The sequence below is a fragment of the Lacticaseibacillus zeae subsp. silagei genome, from assembly GCF_030770335.1.
Lineage (GTDB): Bacteria > Bacillota > Bacilli > Lactobacillales > Lactobacillaceae > Lacticaseibacillus > Lacticaseibacillus zeae.
In genome coordinates this window covers 1,033,592-1,050,524 of record NZ_CP132484.1, presented here as the reverse complement: position 1 = coordinate 1,050,524, position 16,933 = coordinate 1,033,592, and the positions used below count along the sequence as shown (strand labels likewise).

The window sequence follows — 16,933 nt, the reverse complement described above, 5'->3', positions numbered from 1 at the left end:
TCGTTTGCACACTACCGATGCCAAATGGTAAGCCGCTTCTGGGGCTGCCGATACATCCCATCTTGCGGTTGTACCTGGAAAGCTTGATACCACGCCGGAAAGTTCTGGACTGGCACATTCACGCGTAACGCGGCCGGCGCATGGACATCCTGACGTAACAGTGTTTTAACTCGCTCCGGCCGCATTTTGGTAGCCCATGAACGGGCGTAGGTAGTAAAGAAGGCCTGCAGATCCTTGACATCAGGGTGATCGCCAAGCAAAGCCAACGCGACATCCATCCCTGCGTTATCCGCCATATTTTCACTCACTGTCAGCGTGCCATTCACCTTGACCCCTTCATACGTCCGCCCATCAAATTGCGCGGCCATCGCCTTCACCAGTTGATCAAAGGCTTGCTTATCGGCCGGCGTCCACCAGTTGTGCAGATTCCCATGCTCGTCATATAGCGCCCCATTATTATCAAATGAATGCGAAATCTCATGCCCGATTGTGACGCCAGTGCCGCCAAGATTCTGGGCCTTTGTCCAGTTAAGCTCATAATAAGGCGGCTGCAGGATCCCCGCCGGAAAAGTGATGTCATTTTTCAATGGGTCATAACTGGCATTCACTAAGTGGCCTGGCATGTTCCACTCATTGCGGTCTACCGGTTGGCCTACTTGCTTAAACCAAAATTGCTGCGCCTGGCTGCTTAATTTAAGAACAGCCGTCAGTAAATCATCATCTGCATCTACCGTCAAGTGGTCATACAGCGAAAAGAGCTGATCCGGGTATCCCATCTTCACCTTCATGGTGGCCAACTTGCGAATCGCTTTTTGCTTGGTCGACGAACTCAACCAGGTATTGTTCTCGAGCTGAACGCGGTACTGCGCAAGAATCTGCTCGACTATCGCGGTGATATCCGCCTTGGCATCAGCGCCAAAATAAGTTTGACCGTAATATTGGCCAATCACATCGTCAAAATATTCGTTGGCAATGCCAAAAGCATGCTTGGTCCATGATGACGCCTCAGGCTGTCCCGCCAAGAAACGATCGTATTGTCCGGCGAGCTGCCGTAGATCATCGCTTAGGTATGTCGCGCAAGACAGCAATTCGTTGATCACCATCCAGGCATGCCACTCTGGGTAGTTGTCTGCCGTGATAAGTGTTGGTAAGTTCGGCACATAATTCGGTACCACGGCATTAACCTTGGTTGGTGTTTGAGGCATTAAATCCGCAAAGGCTTGAGGGATACCCAAAAATCCGGCAGCTTCCTCAAATGCTTGCCAGGTCATTGGATTGTCAAAGGTACTATCTACAGCCAAATCAACATTATCGGGCACAACTTCAGTCAAGCGGCGATCAAACCGCTTAGCCGCTTCAACATAATTTTTTTGGTCACTTTCACTGAAACCTGCAGCCGCCAACATGGCCGTCGCCATTTTCGACCAAGCCTCAAGATCAGCGGCGTTTTCCGCATCACCATTGCGATACATTGCAGCATCAGGCAAAATCGTGTCTGGTCCACCAAGGTTTAAAATGTTGTGCTCGGCATCATGCATATCGGCATCGACATACGGCGTCACAGGCAACACGTATTGTCCGGCTATCAGCGTCGGCATCGCTGCCCGAAACTGGTCTAAGGTTGTAAGCTTTACCAGCGTCTGAACGCGTGTGCGCACAGGATCAATCCCCAACTGCTGGCGCTTGGTTTTGTCGTCAGCCTTTGAAAATAACCGAGCAGCGTATCGCAAAGGTAACACAGTGTCACTTTCTGTTTGTGTTACCTTTCGTAAATCGTCCACAAGTTTCGTGCGAATCTCGTCTGATAAATCACTATCAGCACTGACAACGCTTTTATCTGGTGGAATCTGTGCCTTTTCTTGCCACGCACCGTTAACCGCCATGTACAAATCATCCTGAATCCGTGGTAAAGCCATTGAAATCCCCTCGTTTCTTGATCGTAAGTTCAGCATAGTTTTAAACGCAATCAGCGTCAATCGCTTGCACATCGCGCATAGAACTACTATGTTGGAAACAAGTAGATTGTGAGGGTGATCAAATGACATTAGAAAAATACCGCTTCGACGGCACCGGTACGTTTGACATTAAGGCGTTCGCAACGTCACCACCAGATGAATTTACGAACAAAAAGGACAAAATCAAGGAAGACATTGATCATAACATCAAGAAGTTGTCGAAGGTACAAGAACATTTGGCTGCGCAGAAGCAGTACAGCGTTCTGATCATTTTTCAGGGAATGGATGCAGCCGGAAAAGACAGCATGATTGAGCACGTGATGTCCGGAATTAATCCCCAAGGAACAACGGTTGTGTCGTTCAAGGTGCCTACTGAATTGGAATTAAGCCATGACTTTTTGTGGCGCATTCATAACGCCTTCCCGGCTGGCGGCGAGTTAACGGTTTTCAATCGATCGCAATATGAAGAGGTGCTCGTCGATCGGGTTCACCCAGAACTACTACTGAAAGAAAATCTTCCCGGTATCGATTCGGTTTCCGATGTGCATGACGACTTGTGGACAGAACGCTTTGATGACATTAAGGCACTCGAAGCATACGCACGCCGCAACGGCATCTTACTTTTAAAGTTTTTCCTGCATATTTCCAAAGCCGAGCAAAAAGACCGCTTCCTCAAGCGCATCGAAATTCCGGAGAAAAACTGGAAGTTCTCACTGGCTGATATTCGCGAGCGCCGCTACTGGGACGACTATCAAAAGGCTTACCAAGAAGCCATTCAAAACACCGCCACCAAGAAAAATCCGTGGTATATTATTCCTTCTGATGACAAATGGTACTCACGCTTGGCGGTTTCGCAAATTATCAATCGCGAAGTAACCGCCTTGCCGCTCAAGTATCCGGTCATCTCGGAAGCGCAAAAGCAAGGGCTGGTTCAGGCCGTGGCAGATTTGAAAGATTAGATTCATTTTATTTGAAACTGTTTTAAATAAAAACCCCTTCAACTTCATGACTTCCGAAGTTGAGGGGATTTTTATTGCGCTTCACCCATGGCGTATCGCTGAATCGCAACCGCCGCGCCATCGTGATCATTATCAGGTACAACTGTTTTAATGACAGCTGACACTTGTGGCAAGGCATTGGCTAAGGTTACGCCTAGCCCAGCGGCCTGCAGCATGGGTAGATCGTTTTCACCATCGCCAAGCGCCATCGTTTCCGGTATCGGAACGTTGTACAGAGAGCTCAGGGTTTGCAAAGCCGATCTTTTCGAAACCCCTTGCCGCACTATTTCCAGATAAGTCGCCTTTGAGCGGCTGGCAACCAGCTGCCATTCCGGATGCGCCAAAATGATTTTCTCAGCTTGGTCCACTATTGCCGGATCGCCCATGCATAGCATTTTCTGCACCGACAAGTTATCGCTCAACATGTCCCTGATCGGTGCGGTTGTCGGCTTTACATCAGTAATCACAGCTTCCTGATCCGTCCATTTGTCAAAAGCAGCCACATACCAGTGCGTACCGCTGAATACATTTAAGCTTAGCGGAAGCATCGATAAGACATGATAGACCCGGGGGCCAACTCCTTCTGGCCAGGAAGTCGCCGCTAATATCCGCAACTGCTCACCTTCTGGCTGGCCAATCAAAGCACCGTTCAGACTGACCAGCGGCACTGCCAATCCCATTTGGCGGGCTAATGCTGTCATTGCCAGAGGAGGGCGCGCCGATGCTAAGACAAAAATCCCACCTGCCGCAACATAAGTCTGAATTGTCTGTTTAACGCCCGCCGTCAGCTGATGTTGCGAATTCAGCAACGTGCCATCAATATCACTCAAAATCAAACGATAGCGCAAGCAAAAAATCTCCCTTCCCGACCAGGATGAACCGAACATTTTCAAAAAGGTGACCGAAAACATCGCACCCTCATCATTTCAAGCGGCAACTGACCTTGTCAAGCACTATCTGCTGTGTGCTGCTGGATGCAACGGATCATTCAGCGCAGGGATGCTCTCCCGAACCGTAAAAGCAAAAGCCAATACTGCCAAGAGGATCAATCCGGTCGCTCCCACAAAAAGCAAACGGTAACTGCTGGTTCCTTCAATAATCATTGCGCCTAACAACGGCCCCAGAGCCCGGCCCGCGGAGGCAAAGCCCTGAATCAATCCTTGATAGCGGCCTTGTTGCGCCAGTGGTGTAAACAGCGTCACATAAGTCGAAACCGCCGGCAACGCCAAAACTTCACCCACTGTCAAAACGACCATCGCAACAATGAATGTTGGGTAGGCACCGGACCCGTTTAATAAAATCAAAAACGATCCGGCAAACAAAATGAATCCGCCAATCAAGCGTAACCGAATATGTTTCAGCAACCAGCGATCAAATGCTGTCAAAATTGGCTGGAACAACACAATCAATAACGCGTTGATGGTCCATAAGAAACTGTAGTCCTTAATTGTGAGCCCTTCGCTTAGCATAAAGGCAGAAATGTTACTCTGCCACTGTTCGTACATCAACCATGTTACAAATAACGTCACCATCAACATCACCAAACGTGGGCGCGCCGGATTCCGGCCTTCCTGGGTCACCTGCTTGGCAGACGCCGTGATCGTCACCTTTTCAATGCGATAGTGCCATAGTGCGACCACCAAAAAGATCGCAAATAAGCCGGCTGCCAACGCAAATACCATGGCAATGCCATAAGGTAAAACAAAGCCAACAATCAATGTACCGATGACAAGGCCAAGGTTTGACGTAAAATAGAGTACATTAAACACAACACTCGGGCGCTTGTCCCGAATGCGCGTCGCATAAGAATTGATGGCTGTGGCCGTCACCCCGCTGCCAAAACCGGAGACGACTAACAGTAACGGATATGCTGGCCACCCATGAAAGAATATCAGCAAAGCCGTTGCGCCAAGATTCAAGCCGATTCCGGCCAAAATGGTGCCATAAGGTTGCCAATGATCAAACAGCCAACCGCCGAGACTATTGCCCACAACCATAAACATCGAATTCAAAAACAAAACGATGCCAGCCACGGTCAGCGACTCACCCAAATATTCATGCATGTAAATCGTTGTTAACGGCCAAATCAGGCTAATACCCGTATTGGTAATCAGTGATCCCAAAAACAACCACTTCATGGCCAAGGTCTTATGTTGCACAATACTCCCCCATTTCGTGTCACTGCTAATGATGATAATGGAAATGAACAGAAAATAGCAACTCGAATGAGCAAATATTTAGGGGGTTATCATGATTTGCCCAAAAATCGGTGAAGAGAACGTCAGGAGAAGTCTCGACAAATCTTCTACAATATCAAAAACGTCCGATCTTATGGCAACTCGATCGGGCGTTCTTGTTAGCATCATCTTCCAAATAACTTGCCAGAAGCAATCGTACTACCTGATCATTTTAGTCACGTGCTTTACGCCACCAAATCATGCCTGCCGTGGTCAAAATAAGCACGACACCGAGCATGACAAGGCCGTTCACCACTTTCTCGCCTGCACGCGGCATCACGTTGTTTTCTCCACCAACCTTGTTAGGCAATTTTTTGTCTGCAAAGGCCACTTTCTTCTGCTGTCCGGCACCATTAACTTGTGTTTCCAGGCCGATTGCGGCCGCTTTTAGCACTTGAACCGCATGATCAATGACAGGTTGTGTTGCATTTTTATCAGCAAGAACCTTTTTGGCCACAGCCAATGCCGCTTCCAGTTTTTCCCAAGTACTGTTGGTGTATCGCTTGGCGTCATATGCTAGGACTTGTTCAATCAATTGCTGTAAAGCATCTTTATTGGTTTTGACATTCGTTTTTACAAGTCCGGCAATCGCTGTTTGCAGTGTTTGCACTGCTTGGTCAACCGCATCTTGGGTCGCCTCCTGATCCGCTAAAACCTGATTGGCCGCAGCCAGCGCGACTTGATATTTACCCCACGAATCGCTGATGTAATCATTGGCAACATAAGCAGCACCTTGGTTCACTAGTGTTTGAAGCGCGGTTTTATCGACTTTAGCGACTTGTAGCGGTTCAATTGTCACCTGAGCGTCTTCAATCCCCGGCAATCCGGTGGTCAAGGTCAGCTGTTGTGCCTTTGCCGTCAACGGAATCGTGAAGTTGAATTTACCGCCGGCACCGACATCAGCCGTAGCAACGACATGTCCCTGATCATCTTTAACCGTCAACGGTTCACCGGTTTGCCAGTTGCTGTCCACAACGGTACCGGACACAGTTGCCGTCTTTTTCGCTTGGTCATAAGCCACGTTATCGACCCGTACCTGTTTGGTTTCGAGTTGGGCGGCAGTTAAAAGACCCAACTTACGCTTCAATGACAAGATCCGGAAAACATGCTGATCAATCGCCTGTTCCGAAAGCTGACCATTGGTGACGGCTTGGTGAATCTGCGGAATGGCCGTCGCATAATCATCGTTCATAATGCAGTCATTCCCAGCCGCGACCGCCAGAACGTCGACCGGAACGTTGTTATGACTGGCCGCAAATTTAGTAATGGCACCCATCCCCAGCGCATCGGTAATAATCAACCCTTTATACCCGAGTTTATCACGCAGAAGGTCAGTGACAACACGCTTGGAAAGTGAAGCCGGATAAACCGGATCGACGGATTGCATCACAATATGGGCAATCATAATGGAATCAACGCCAGCATCAATGCCTGCTTTAAACGGCAATAGATCCTCTTTTTCAAAAGCTTCTTCTGACTTTGTTATAACGGCAAAATCAGTATGGGTGTCAACTGCCGAACCATAACCGGGAAAATGCTTAACGGTCGCCGCAATGCCAGTATTTTGCCATGCAGGCACAACCTGTGAAATATAATCGGCTGTTGCCGTATAATCTTGACCGATCGTGCGCGGATAAATGAAACTATCGGTATCAGCCGTGCTGTCAGCGACCGGCGCATAATTCCAGTTAATGCCCAAATTCTTAAGTATCGTGCCAACCTGTTGCGCTTCCTGGGTCACTTTCGCCATGCCGCCTTCAGCAAATAAGGCTTGCGGTGACGGAAAAGCGCGCCCATTTGCAATCAACGGATTCTGACTCAATCGCGAAACACTGCCGCCTTCTTGATCGACGCCAATCAGCAACGGTAACTTGGCGCTATCTTGAAAACTCTGCAATTTGTTCTTAAAGGCTGTTTGTGCTGCCTCCGGTGTTGATCCTTCCACACTTGTGAAATCAGCACCGTAGACGATTAAGCCGCCGAGATGATATTTTGCCACATCGGCACGTGCCTGGGCTGTGTCTTGTGGTGTTCGTGAAACAAACATCTGCCCGATTTTCTCATCAAGCGACATTTTGGAAATGTACTGGTTCAGTTCCGCATCACTAATCGGTTGGTCGCCAGCAGCATGAGCGACTGAAGCACTTGAAGATAGACCAATTGATCCTAAAAGTAAGACGCCACATCCAAGTATGGACGCCACCCGTTTGCCAAACTTCTTCATGAAAGTCCTTCTCCTTCCACAAATCTCCCAACAAATACTTAACATCATATTCTTTATCAGGTGAGATGACTGCCAAGCGCTAATAACTGGTAGACTTGACAGCGCACTAAATCCAGTTGTCTAGAGAATCATTAAGCACAGGCTCATTCTTTTCGGAAAATAGCAATTCCTAGTCATTTCTATTACTATACCGAAAGTTGAAATATTATTAATATTTCGTTATCCCCTCCCGTTTAGTTTGCAAATCCCAGCCATTAACGACAGTGTAAGCGTATGCGCCATTGCTAATCGTGTCAAGCAATAATTGATTTATAACTATTTAATTTTTAACGATAAGATAAGGCAATCACTACTAAAAAAGCCAATCTCAGTTCGACGATTTTCGTCACTAAGGTTGGCTTTTCTGAATACTTATGCGTTAAATACTTGATAAAAGACCTTACGTCCAAAATTAATCGAGCGTCAAAGCCGTAATGCTTTCAATATGCTGCGTCTGGGGAAACATGTCCACCGGTTGTGTCTGCTTAGCGGTGTAGCCGAATCCTGCCAACAATTGCAAGTCACGCGCTAATGTTGCAGGATTGCAGGAAACATAAATGATCTTTGGCGGTTTCATGTAACCCACCGCATCAATGAAGCTCTTGTCCAAACCTTTACGCGGCGGGTCAACCATCAGGACATCTACCGGCAAGTCAGCATCTTTCCATTTCTGAATCACATCTTCTGCCTTGCCAACTTCAAACGTCACATTTTTAATATGGTTTCGCGCGGCATTTTCTTGAGCATCGCGCACCGCTGATTCAACCACTTCAACGCCATAAACGTGTTTGGCATGACGCGCCATGGTGAGCGAAATGGTGCCGATACCGGAATAAGCATCAATGACAGTTTCTTTACCGGTCAATCCCGCGGCTTCAATGGCTTGGGTGTAGAGTACTTCGGTTTGAACCGGATTCACCTGATAAAAGCTAACTGGCGAAATCTGAAATTCGCTGCCTAACAGTTTATCCAAAAGGTAATCCTGACCATAAATCGTTTTTGATTTACGACCAAGGATGACATTGGTGCGCTTATCGTTTAAGTTCACCACAACGCTTGTAACTTCCGGTAGTGCCAGTGTCATTTCTTCGACAATATCTTTAAGGTGCGGCACCTGCCATGTGCGCGATACCAAGACGATCATCATCTGGTGCGTGGCGTGACCGCGGCGAACCATGATATTCCGGATAACGCCGCGGTTGGTTCGTTCGTCATACGCGGGAACCTGATATTTTCGCAAAAGATCACGAACAACCACAATGGCATGGTCAATTTTAGGATCCTGAATCAGAAAATCTTCAATTGGCACCAGATCATGACTGTGTTTTTTATAGAAACCGGTTTGCAATTCACCGTTGACCATGCGGACCGGCACCTGTGCTTTGTTGCGGTAACCGAGCGGATGGTTCATGCCAATGGTCGGCAAGACATCAATCGCTAAGTGGGCTTTTTTATAAAGTTCTTCGATTTGGCGCTGTTTGAACTTCAATTGCGCCGGATAGGCTAAAATCGACAGCGGCGCAATTCCTGTGCGAATATAAGCACCGTCTGCACCCGCAACCCGATCCGGTGAGTCCGTCAGGCGTTTGGTCACCTTAGCAAAGCCGTATTGTTTTTGAACCTTGAGCACGTGCACCTGCATCTTTTCACCAGGCAGAGCATCCTCGATAAACAGCGGGAAGCCAGCGACTTTTGCGACGCCCATGCCTTCATAAGTGAGATCCTGAATGGTAACTTCCAGATCCTGATTCTTGGTAACAGCTGGTTGGGCCAAATTAGTCATCCTTTTCGTCTTGTGAGCCGATTTGACCATCACCATCAATATCACGATGCGAGATCGATTCGACTTCTGCCATGTAATCCTTTTGCTTCTGCGCATCCGTCCCAAGATTCTTGGTTGGGATTTCATCCAGATTAGCATACATCGCAATATGTTGCTTCAAATTAACAAATGTCATCGGGGCATCGCCGCCATATTCACCATCTAGGTTGATTTTAAGCGTTTCATTGCCGCCGGTTTTGACTTTCAGTTTTCTGGTCTTGGTGTAAATAATGTTTGGGTCATCAACATGCCGCCCGCCGTTGAACACCAACGCCATCAGCTTCAGCAAATTCGCCATATTCGCCGTTTTGACGATAATCAGCGAAAACTTGCCATCGCCTAAGGCTGCGTCAGGCACAATCTGTTCAAAGCCGCCAACCGAATTGGTCAAACCGAGAAAGAACATGCTGGCCGGACCTTCGTAAACGCCGCCATCATATTCCAGCTTCATCGGCATCGTCCGAACAGCCGGCAGCATTTCCGCTCCTTTAATCACATAAGCAAAATAACCAAAAATCGATTTAACTTCAGACGGCACTGAGTAGGTGAGCTCACTTAATAAGCCGCCTGCCGCGATATTCATGAAGTAATGATGGTTTGCCTGACCAATGTCCATCGCCAGGGTCTGCCCTTTTAAAATCACCCGCGCTGCTTCAACCGGGTCATCCCGGGAAATCCGCAGTGCCCGCGCATAGTCATTGGTGGTGCCAGCAGGAATGATCGCCATCTTTGGTCGTTTCTTGGCTGGAGCGATGCCGTTGACAACTTCATTGATGGTGCCATCGCCACCAGCCGCGACAATTAGTTCAAAACCGGCTTCCGTGGCGCGTTTTGCTTCTTCGCGAGCAGAAAAAGGCTTCGGCGTCGTCTGAAACGCCGAGCTTTCATAGCCTGCTTGCTCCATGATATCTAAAATGTCAGGAACGAAACGCTTTAGCCCTTCGTTGCCGGAGGTAGGGTTGTAAATCAAACGCGCTCGTTTTCTCATGGCTTATTGACTCCTTCAGTGCACAAGTTAACGCGCAATGCTGCGAACTTGTGATTTATCTTTATTCGGTTAGTGCATGTCCAAATCTGGCATAACGCAAATTTTAGCTTAGCCTAAACCGGAAAAACGGCGGCCCCGTGATTCACTCCGGACCGCCGTCAATCTTTACCAATTGTATGCTTACTTGCTAATGATTCACAAGTACTGAAACGAATTAGCGCTTCTTGATTTCTGCCATCAGAATTTGGTTGACGACTTTAGGATTGGCCTGACCATGTGTTTGCTTCATGATCTGACCCACAAGAAAGCCAATTGCCCGGTCCTTACCAGCTTTAAAGTCATCAATACTTTGCTGGTTATCATCCAACACCGCGGTGATAATCGGGGTTAGTTTAGCCGGATCAGACAGTTGGATCAAGCCTTTTTCGCGAACCCAATGATCAGGATCGGTGTCATGTTGGATAATTTCTTTGAAGACCTTCTTAGCCATCTTGCTGGAAATCGTACCGTCACCGATTAACTTGATCATCCCTGCCAAATGCTCCGGGGTCAGCGCAACTTGCCCTAGTTCCATATGCTTGGCGTTCAGATAGCCAGATACTTCACCCATCAGCCAGTTAGACGCCTGCTTGGCATCAGCACCTTGCGCCACGGTGGCTTCAAAGAAGTCCGACATTTCCTTGGTCTGGGTCAAAACGCCGGCATCATATGCTGGAATGCCCCAGTCTTGGATGTAATGCTCACGTCGTTCTGCCGGCGGTTGTGGCAACGATGCCTGAACCTCGTCAATCCACTGTTGTGATACCGTAACAGGCGGTAAGTCCGGTTCCGGGAAGTACCGATAATCATCGGCGCCTTCTTTGACCCGCATCAAAATGGTCTCTTTTGCATCCGGATCCCAGCGCCGGGTTTCCTGGCGTACTTCACCACCACTAAGCAATACCGACTGCTGGCGCTTTTCTTCAAATGCCAGCCCATCGCGAACATGAACAAAGGAGTTCAGGTTCTTGATTTCGGTTTTAGTGCCAAGATGTTTTTGCCCGATTGGCCGAATGGAGAGATTGGTGTCAACACGCATGGAACCTTCTTCCATTTTAACATCGGAAGCACCGGTAAACTGCACAATCTGGCGAAGCGTTTCAAGATAGGCATACGCTTCTTCCGGACTGGTGATATCCGGCTTGGAGACGATTTCGACCAGCGGCGTGCCTTGCCGGTTCAAGTCAACATAGGAATAGCCGTCGTCTTCATGCTGGTTTTTACCGGCATCTTCTTCAACGTGCAGTTCCGCAATGCCGATTTTTTTCTTCTTGCCATTGACTTCAATTTCAACCCAACCGTTTGTCCCAAGCGGTTTCTCACTTTGGGTAATCTGATACGCTTTTGGGTTATCCGGATAAAAATAGTTCTTCCGATCAAAATGCGTCTCGCGGGTCACATCCGCGTGCAATGCCAAGGCAACCATAATACCAAGTTGGTAAGCGCCGCGGTTAATACTCGGCAAGACACCCGGGAAGCCCCAGTCAATGACATTGGTCTCAGTGTTAGGTTCCTGACCATAAGTCACCGGCGCTGGTGAGAACATTTTTGACTTGGTTTTTAATTCAACGTGGACTTCAAGCCCGATTGTCGTTTCAAAATTCATCTTATTTGCCTCCCGGGATCTGTGCTAAGTAGTCGTTTTGCGCTTCAAAAGCTGCGGCAACTTGGAAGATCGTGCTTTCGGCAAACGGCTTGCCAATGAGTTGCAACCCAACCGGCATCCCATCAACAAAGCCTGCCGGTACGGAGGCTGCCGGTAAGCCGGCTAAATTAACCGGGATTGTCAAAATATCATTCATGTACATCGTGACCGGATCGGTGACTTTTTCGCCAATTTTAAAGGCGACGGTCGGTGTTGTCGGTCCGATAATTAAATCATAATCATTAAAGACGGCTTCAAAATCACGGGTGATCAAAGTCCGTACCTGGCCGGCTTTTTTGAAGTAAGCATCGTAAAAACCGGCAGATAGACTAAAGGTTCCCAACATAATTCGCCGCTTAACTTCCGGTCCGAAGCCTTCAGACCGGGAGCGAACATAAACGTCTTCGATATTGTGCACGTCTTTGGCGCGGAACCCATAACGAATCCCGTCAAATCGCTGCAAGTTCGAACTAGCTTCAGAACTGGCGATGATGTAATAAGCCGGGACAGCGTATTGGGTGTGCGGCAGTGAAACTTCCGTCACCGTTGCGCCCAAGTCTTCAAGCTGTTTAGCCGCCGCCTTGATCTTGTCGGCAACTGCCGGATCGACCCCTTTGCCTAAGTATTCCTTAGGCAACGCAATCTTCATGCCCTTGATTGCTTGGCCAATCTTTTCGGTGTAGTCAGGAACTGGTGTGTCGGCGGTCGTACTATCCCGTTCGTCGTGGCCGGCAATCACATTCAGAACCTGCGCCGCGTCTTTAACGTTACGAGTCAGCGTCCCAATTTGATCAAGGCTTGAGCTGAAGGCAATAAGCCCCCACCGGGAAACCCGGCCGTATGTCGGTTTGAACCCGACGATGCCGTTAAAAGCAGCCGGCTGACGAATTGAGCCACCAGTATCACTACCCAAAGCAGCGACCACTTCACCAGCAGCAACAGCAGCCGCAGAACCGCCTGAAGAACCACCCGGAACGCGCGTATAATCCCACGCATTTTTGGTTGTCTTAAAAGCCGAGTTTTCGGTTGAAGAGCCCATCGCAAACTCGTCCAGATTGGTTTTCCCAACATTAATCGCACCTGCTGCTGCAAGTTTTTCGACAACGGTTGCATTATAGATCGGATTAAAGTTAGCCAGAATCTTGGAGGCTGCAGTCGTCACCACACCCTTGGTCACGATGTTATCTTTGATGGCAATCGGGACCCCGGATAACGGTTGGTCTGCATCAATCCCGGCAGCATCCACAGCAGCTGCCTGCTTTTTGGCTCCGTCTGCATTGATGGCAAGAAAAGCCGCAACATCCCGGTCGATTTTGTCAATGCCGGCTAATGTCTCATCAACTAATTGCTGACTGGTTAACTTACCAGTGCGCAACTGTTCATGAAGCTGATCGAGACTGGTCTTAAAGTAATCCACGCGTTAATCGTCCTCCTTATCAATAATCGCCGGCACTTGAATCAAGGTACCCTTCTTAGTCGGAACATTCTTGAGCAATTCGGCAACCGGTTCCGCCGGTTTGGCAACATCCGGACGCATTACGTTCGCCAGATGAATACTTTGCGTGGTGACCGGTACGTCTTTGGTCGAAACCTGTTCCAACTGTTCGACCATATCCAGAATTTCCGCAAGCTGATCGGTGTACTTCTCCAAATCAGCTTCAGAAAATTGCAGCTTGGCCAGACCAGCCACATGCGCAACACTGTCTTTAGAAATCATGCAATCCCCGCTTTCATTTTCTTTTTCATTCGTAGTTTACCATAAGATTGCCTCAATAACTCCCAAATACATGAGTATAAAAGCCTTTGTCACCGGAACTGCGCGAAACAAACGCCTGGATGCCTTGGGTACTTTGAATGGTAATTTCAATCGGCACGCCTGAAGGAAGGTATTTGCTGGCAGCAGTTGAAATATACTGGGTAAAGCTCTGAATTTCGGTCAACCCGTAGAACTGAGTATTAACGGTGATATTAAGGCCAGCCAGGTTGCCATCTTCATAATGTGCCTGAGCCGTAATCCCCGCTAAAGTCGGGAAGAACCCTTTTACCTGATTCGTAAAACTGGAAAAATCATTTGAAACGGTACTGTTAATCGCCTTGTGATCGCCAACTACCGGCAAAACCTCATTTTGCTGGTTCAGTTTCTTCCATGAACCGATATCGGTGCCGTTTTTACTGGTGGCATGTTCGACATAAACGCCGCCAACTAGACTATCCTGTTCCGCATTTTTATAAATGCCGACCACAATTGGAATATCATCTGGCACTTTTTCCATTTTGCGTAAGCGAGCGACGACTTTTGCCGCAATCGCTTCGCCTTGTTTCTTGATGGTTTCATCGGAGATTTCCGTCTGATACTGGGCGCCATATTCCGTCTTGGTATAATAATCGACCTTGTTCATGCCTAACGCAATCGCGATCCCGCCTAACTTCATGCTATTGCCATCCTGCAGCATGAAATCCTGCTCCAAAATTTGCTGCAAGTAAATGGGATTACGGGTATCAGGATCCTTTTTCCCATTATCAGGCGGATTTAGGCCTTCAGCATTGGATTTTGATTCACGTTTCAGCCAACTTCTGGCGGTGGCGGTGCTTAAGAGCTGCCCTTCTTCAAAAGAATACTTATCAGTCGGGAACTGGTTCTTGGCTAACGTTTGCAAGCCGCTTTCCATACTCTTGATATTAAAGGTGTTGTCGCCTTGGTCATTTTGCTGCAGTGTCAAACCACGTGCACTGCTCGTCTGATAACGGCCGTTCTTGATAACCCCTTGATACATACTGTTATCAACCGTTCCCGTTGTCTGGTAGCTTCCTGTTTTAGTGCCGCCTGTACTGCTGCTATTACTGTCCAGATTCAACTTGCCACACGCTGCTAACAGCATAACCGCACCGGTCAGTAAGGTTAACGTCAAAAATTTCTTCATTGATGAAGTTCCTCAATTCTTCAAGTTCGCCAACAATTCTGTTTCATCCATCGTCGGAACATTTAATTTCTGGGCTTTCGTCAGCTTACTGCCAGCTGATTCGCCGACAATCACCAAATCCGTTTTCTTTGAAACCGATCCGGTAACTTTGGCGCCTAATTTTTCAAGCTGTTTCGTCAGATCCGGGCGGGAAAACTCGGCAAATTTGCCTGTGATGACCACGGTTTTCCCGGAAACAAAGCTATCTTTTACCGCCGGCTGAGTTGGACCGGTATAACGTAGGTTGACGCCTGCAGAACGCAATTGATCAATCAATTTTCGTACCGTATCAGTCTTGAAATAAGTCACAACGGCTTCAGCAATGGTCGGCCCAATGTTAGGAATCTCCGCAATGTCTTCCTGACTGGCAGCCATCAGGTGATCCAAGTCGCCAAAATGTTCCGCAAGAATTCGCGCGGCTTTCCCACCAACGTGACGAATCCCCAATCCAAAGATTAGGCGTTCCACGGAATTTTGCCGACTGTTATGAATCGCACTTAATAAATTATTAATTGATTTTTCTTTGAACTTGTCCAGCTGAGCCAGATCGGTCGCAGTCAAGCGGTAAAGATCGGCGACATCCCGCACCAGGTGTTTAGCCTGCAGCTGCGCAATAATTTTAGGCCCTAAACCGTCAATGTTCATGGCGTTACGCGAAGCAAAATGCGTCAACTGTTCCTGCATTTGTGCCGGACACATCGGATTGATGCACCGCAGCGCCACTTCGTCATCAAGGTGAACTAGTTTCTGACCACACGACGGACATTTTTCCGGAATTGGCGTCGGTGGCGTATTTGCTGGGCGTTTGGCAACCAGCACCCGCGAAACTTCCGGGATAATGTCGCCTGCTTTATGCAACATGACCGTATCGCCAATGCGGATATCTTTATCATGAATCATATCCGCATTGTGTAAGGTTGCCCGCGAAACCGTCGTCCCCGCCAGCTGAACCGGATCCATCACCGCAGTCGGCGTGACGACCCCGGTTCGGCCAACTGTCCAGACGATTTCATGGATCACTGTCTCGGCTTCTTCAGGCGGAAACTTATATGCAATTTCCCACCGTGGCACTTTAACAGTGTTACCTAACTGGGCTTGCAGTGCCAAATCATTGACCTTCAAAACGATCCCGTCAATTCCGTATGGCAACGCATCGCGATCGCTTGTGTACTTGGTAATGTAAGCATCAATCGCCTGCATATCACTGGCGACTTCCGAACTGGGATTCGTGGTAAACCCCAGGTCATGCATAAACGCAATCGCTTCATGTTGTGTTTTCACGTTAAACCGATCAGGATCAATTAACGTGTAAATAAACGTGTCCAGTTCCCGACCGGCCGTGACGCGCGGATTCAGCTGACGCAAGGAGCCCGCAGCCGCATTACGCGGATTGGCGAATGGCTGATTGCCTTCAGTTTCCTGCCGGGCATTCAATTTAGCAAACGCCGCTTTAGGCATATAGCATTCACCGCGCACTTCGAGTGACAACGGCTTCTTCAAGGTTTTCGGCACCGAGTCGATGGTCAACACATTCTTGGTGACATCTTCGCCAATGTTACCATCACCACGCGTCGAGCCTTGGACTAACTTGCCATCTTCATAAATAAGCGATAAGGCAAGTCCATCGATTTTTAACTCCACATTGTAATCAACCGGATGCCCAACATTAGCCTGCATGCGCGCATCCCATTCGCTAAGTTCTTCAAATGAAAAGACGTCACCCATCGACAACATGGGAATCGGATGCTGAACTTTGGCAAAATCCGAGTTGATCACATCACCAACTTGTTGTGTCGGCGAATCAGGGGTGACCAATTTAGGAAATGCCGCTTCTAACGCCTGCAAATCACGATAATGATCGTCATAAACATTATCCGTCACGGTCGGTGCGTCTTTGGTGTAATACTCCAGACGCCATTGATTTAATTGCTTGCGCAGCTTGGCGACTTCCGCCTCGGCTTCTTCAAGCGTAAATTGAGCAGCTGGTTTTGTTAACACGGCGAGCCTCCTTAAACACCATACTTCA

Annotated in this window: 12 protein-coding genes; 1 reads left to right on the top strand and 11 read right to left on the bottom strand. The window is 48.3% G+C overall.

Annotated features, from left to right (window positions below):
- Nucleotides 1–11: 11 nt before the first annotated feature.
- Nucleotides 12–1,916 (bottom strand): M13-type metalloendopeptidase, encoded by a 1,905-nt coding sequence (locus tag LACZS1_RS05045; RefSeq protein WP_115656724.1) that lies wholly within the window; start codon nt 1,914–1,916, stop codon nt 12–14.
- 122 nt (nt 1,917–2,038) lie between these two features.
- Between LACZS1_RS05045 and LACZS1_RS05040 the strand changes: the two genes are divergently transcribed.
- A complete protein-coding gene (locus LACZS1_RS05040) occupies nt 2,039–2,914 on the top strand; it encodes a PPK2 family polyphosphate kinase (RefSeq protein ID WP_070650805.1) in 876 nt (291 codons plus the stop codon).
- Nucleotides 2,915–2,985: 71 nt separating this feature from the next.
- Here LACZS1_RS05040 and LACZS1_RS05035 read toward each other — a convergent pair whose 3' ends face one another.
- The 10 genes from LACZS1_RS05035 to ligA all read right to left on the bottom strand — a co-directional run bounded on the left by LACZS1_RS05035 (nt 2,986) and on the right by ligA (nt 16,905).
- Complete coding sequence (locus LACZS1_RS05035; RefSeq protein ID WP_093997862.1) at nt 2,986–3,801, bottom strand: Cof-type HAD-IIB family hydrolase; 816 nt, start codon at nt 3,799–3,801, stop codon at nt 2,986–2,988.
- A 105-nt stretch (nt 3,802–3,906) separates the two neighbouring features.
- Nucleotides 3,907–5,091: an MDR family MFS transporter gene (locus tag LACZS1_RS05030; protein ID WP_070650803.1), complete on the bottom strand. Its 1,185-nt coding sequence runs from the start codon at nt 5,089–5,091 to the stop codon at nt 3,907–3,909.
- 271 nt (nt 5,092–5,362) lie between these two features.
- Nucleotides 5,363–7,414 carry a glycoside hydrolase family 3 N-terminal domain-containing protein gene (locus tag LACZS1_RS05025; protein ID WP_070650801.1) on the bottom strand — a complete coding sequence of 684 codons (2,052 nt, stop codon included), beginning with the start codon at nt 7,412–7,414 and terminating at the stop codon, nt 5,363–5,365.
- A gap of 451 nt (nt 7,415–7,865) precedes the next feature.
- The gene (rlmD, locus tag LACZS1_RS05020) at nt 7,866–9,236 is read right to left on the bottom strand and encodes a 23S rRNA (uracil(1939)-C(5))-methyltransferase RlmD (RefSeq protein WP_306402781.1); all 1,371 of its coding nucleotides are present in this window, start codon (nt 9,234–9,236) and stop codon (nt 7,866–7,868) included.
- The gene (locus tag LACZS1_RS05015; protein WP_070650797.1) at nt 9,229–10,263 is read right to left on the bottom strand and encodes a diacylglycerol kinase; all 1,035 of its coding nucleotides are present in this window, start codon (nt 10,261–10,263) and stop codon (nt 9,229–9,231) included. The genes rlmD and LACZS1_RS05015 overlap by 8 nt, the downstream gene beginning before the upstream one ends.
- A gap of 214 nt (nt 10,264–10,477) precedes the next feature.
- The gene (gene gatB / locus LACZS1_RS05010; protein ID WP_047105878.1) at nt 10,478–11,908 is read right to left on the bottom strand and encodes an Asp-tRNA(Asn)/Glu-tRNA(Gln) amidotransferase subunit GatB; all 1,431 of its coding nucleotides are present in this window, start codon (nt 11,906–11,908) and stop codon (nt 10,478–10,480) included.
- A gap of 1 nt (nt 11,909) precedes the next feature.
- Nucleotides 11,910–13,364: an Asp-tRNA(Asn)/Glu-tRNA(Gln) amidotransferase subunit GatA gene (gene gatA / locus LACZS1_RS05005; protein ID WP_070650795.1), complete on the bottom strand. Its 1,455-nt coding sequence runs from the start codon at nt 13,362–13,364 to the stop codon at nt 11,910–11,912.
- 3 nt (nt 13,365–13,367) lie between these two features.
- Nucleotides 13,368–13,664, bottom strand: coding sequence for an Asp-tRNA(Asn)/Glu-tRNA(Gln) amidotransferase subunit GatC (gene gatC / locus LACZS1_RS05000; protein ID WP_010489145.1), 297 nt, complete (start codon nt 13,662–13,664; stop codon nt 13,368–13,370).
- 52 nt (nt 13,665–13,716) lie between these two features.
- Nucleotides 13,717–14,868 (bottom strand): CamS family sex pheromone protein, encoded by a 1,152-nt coding sequence (locus tag LACZS1_RS04995; protein WP_010489147.1) that lies wholly within the window; start codon nt 14,866–14,868, stop codon nt 13,717–13,719.
- Nucleotides 14,869–14,880: 12 nt separating this feature from the next.
- Nucleotides 14,881–16,905 carry an NAD-dependent DNA ligase LigA gene (gene ligA, locus LACZS1_RS04990; protein ID WP_070650793.1) on the bottom strand — a complete coding sequence of 675 codons (2,025 nt, stop codon included), beginning with the start codon at nt 16,903–16,905 and terminating at the stop codon, nt 14,881–14,883.
- Nucleotides 16,906–16,933: the final 28 nt, after the last annotated feature.

Excerpts from the sequence above, each read along its gene's own strand:
- LACZS1_RS05045 (WP_115656724.1), bottom strand. The coding sequence starts at position 1,916 with ATGGCTTTACCACGGATTCAGGATGATTTGTACATGGCGGTTAACGGT.
- LACZS1_RS05040 (WP_070650805.1), top strand. The coding sequence starts at position 2,039 with ATGACATTAGAAAAATACCGCTTCGACGGCACCGGTACGTTTGACATT.
- LACZS1_RS05030 (WP_070650803.1), bottom strand. The coding sequence starts at position 5,091 with ATGAAGTGGTTGTTTTTGGGATCACTGATTACCAATACGGGTATTAGC.
- LACZS1_RS05025 (WP_070650801.1), bottom strand. The coding sequence starts at position 7,414 with ATGAAGAAGTTTGGCAAACGGGTGGCGTCCATACTTGGATGTGGCGTC.
- rlmD (WP_306402781.1), bottom strand. The coding sequence starts at position 9,236 with ATGACTAATTTGGCCCAACCAGCTGTTACCAAGAATCAGGATCTGGAA.
- LACZS1_RS05015 (WP_070650797.1), bottom strand. The coding sequence starts at position 10,263 with ATGAGAAAACGAGCGCGTTTGATTTACAACCCTACCTCCGGCAACGAA.
- gatB (WP_047105878.1), bottom strand. The coding sequence starts at position 11,908 with ATGAATTTTGAAACGACAATCGGGCTTGAAGTCCACGTTGAATTAAAA.
- gatC (WP_010489145.1), bottom strand. The coding sequence starts at position 13,664 with ATGATTTCTAAAGACAGTGTTGCGCATGTGGCTGGTCTGGCCAAGCTG.
- LACZS1_RS04995 (WP_010489147.1), bottom strand. The coding sequence starts at position 14,868 with ATGAAGAAATTTTTGACGTTAACCTTACTGACCGGTGCGGTTATGCTG.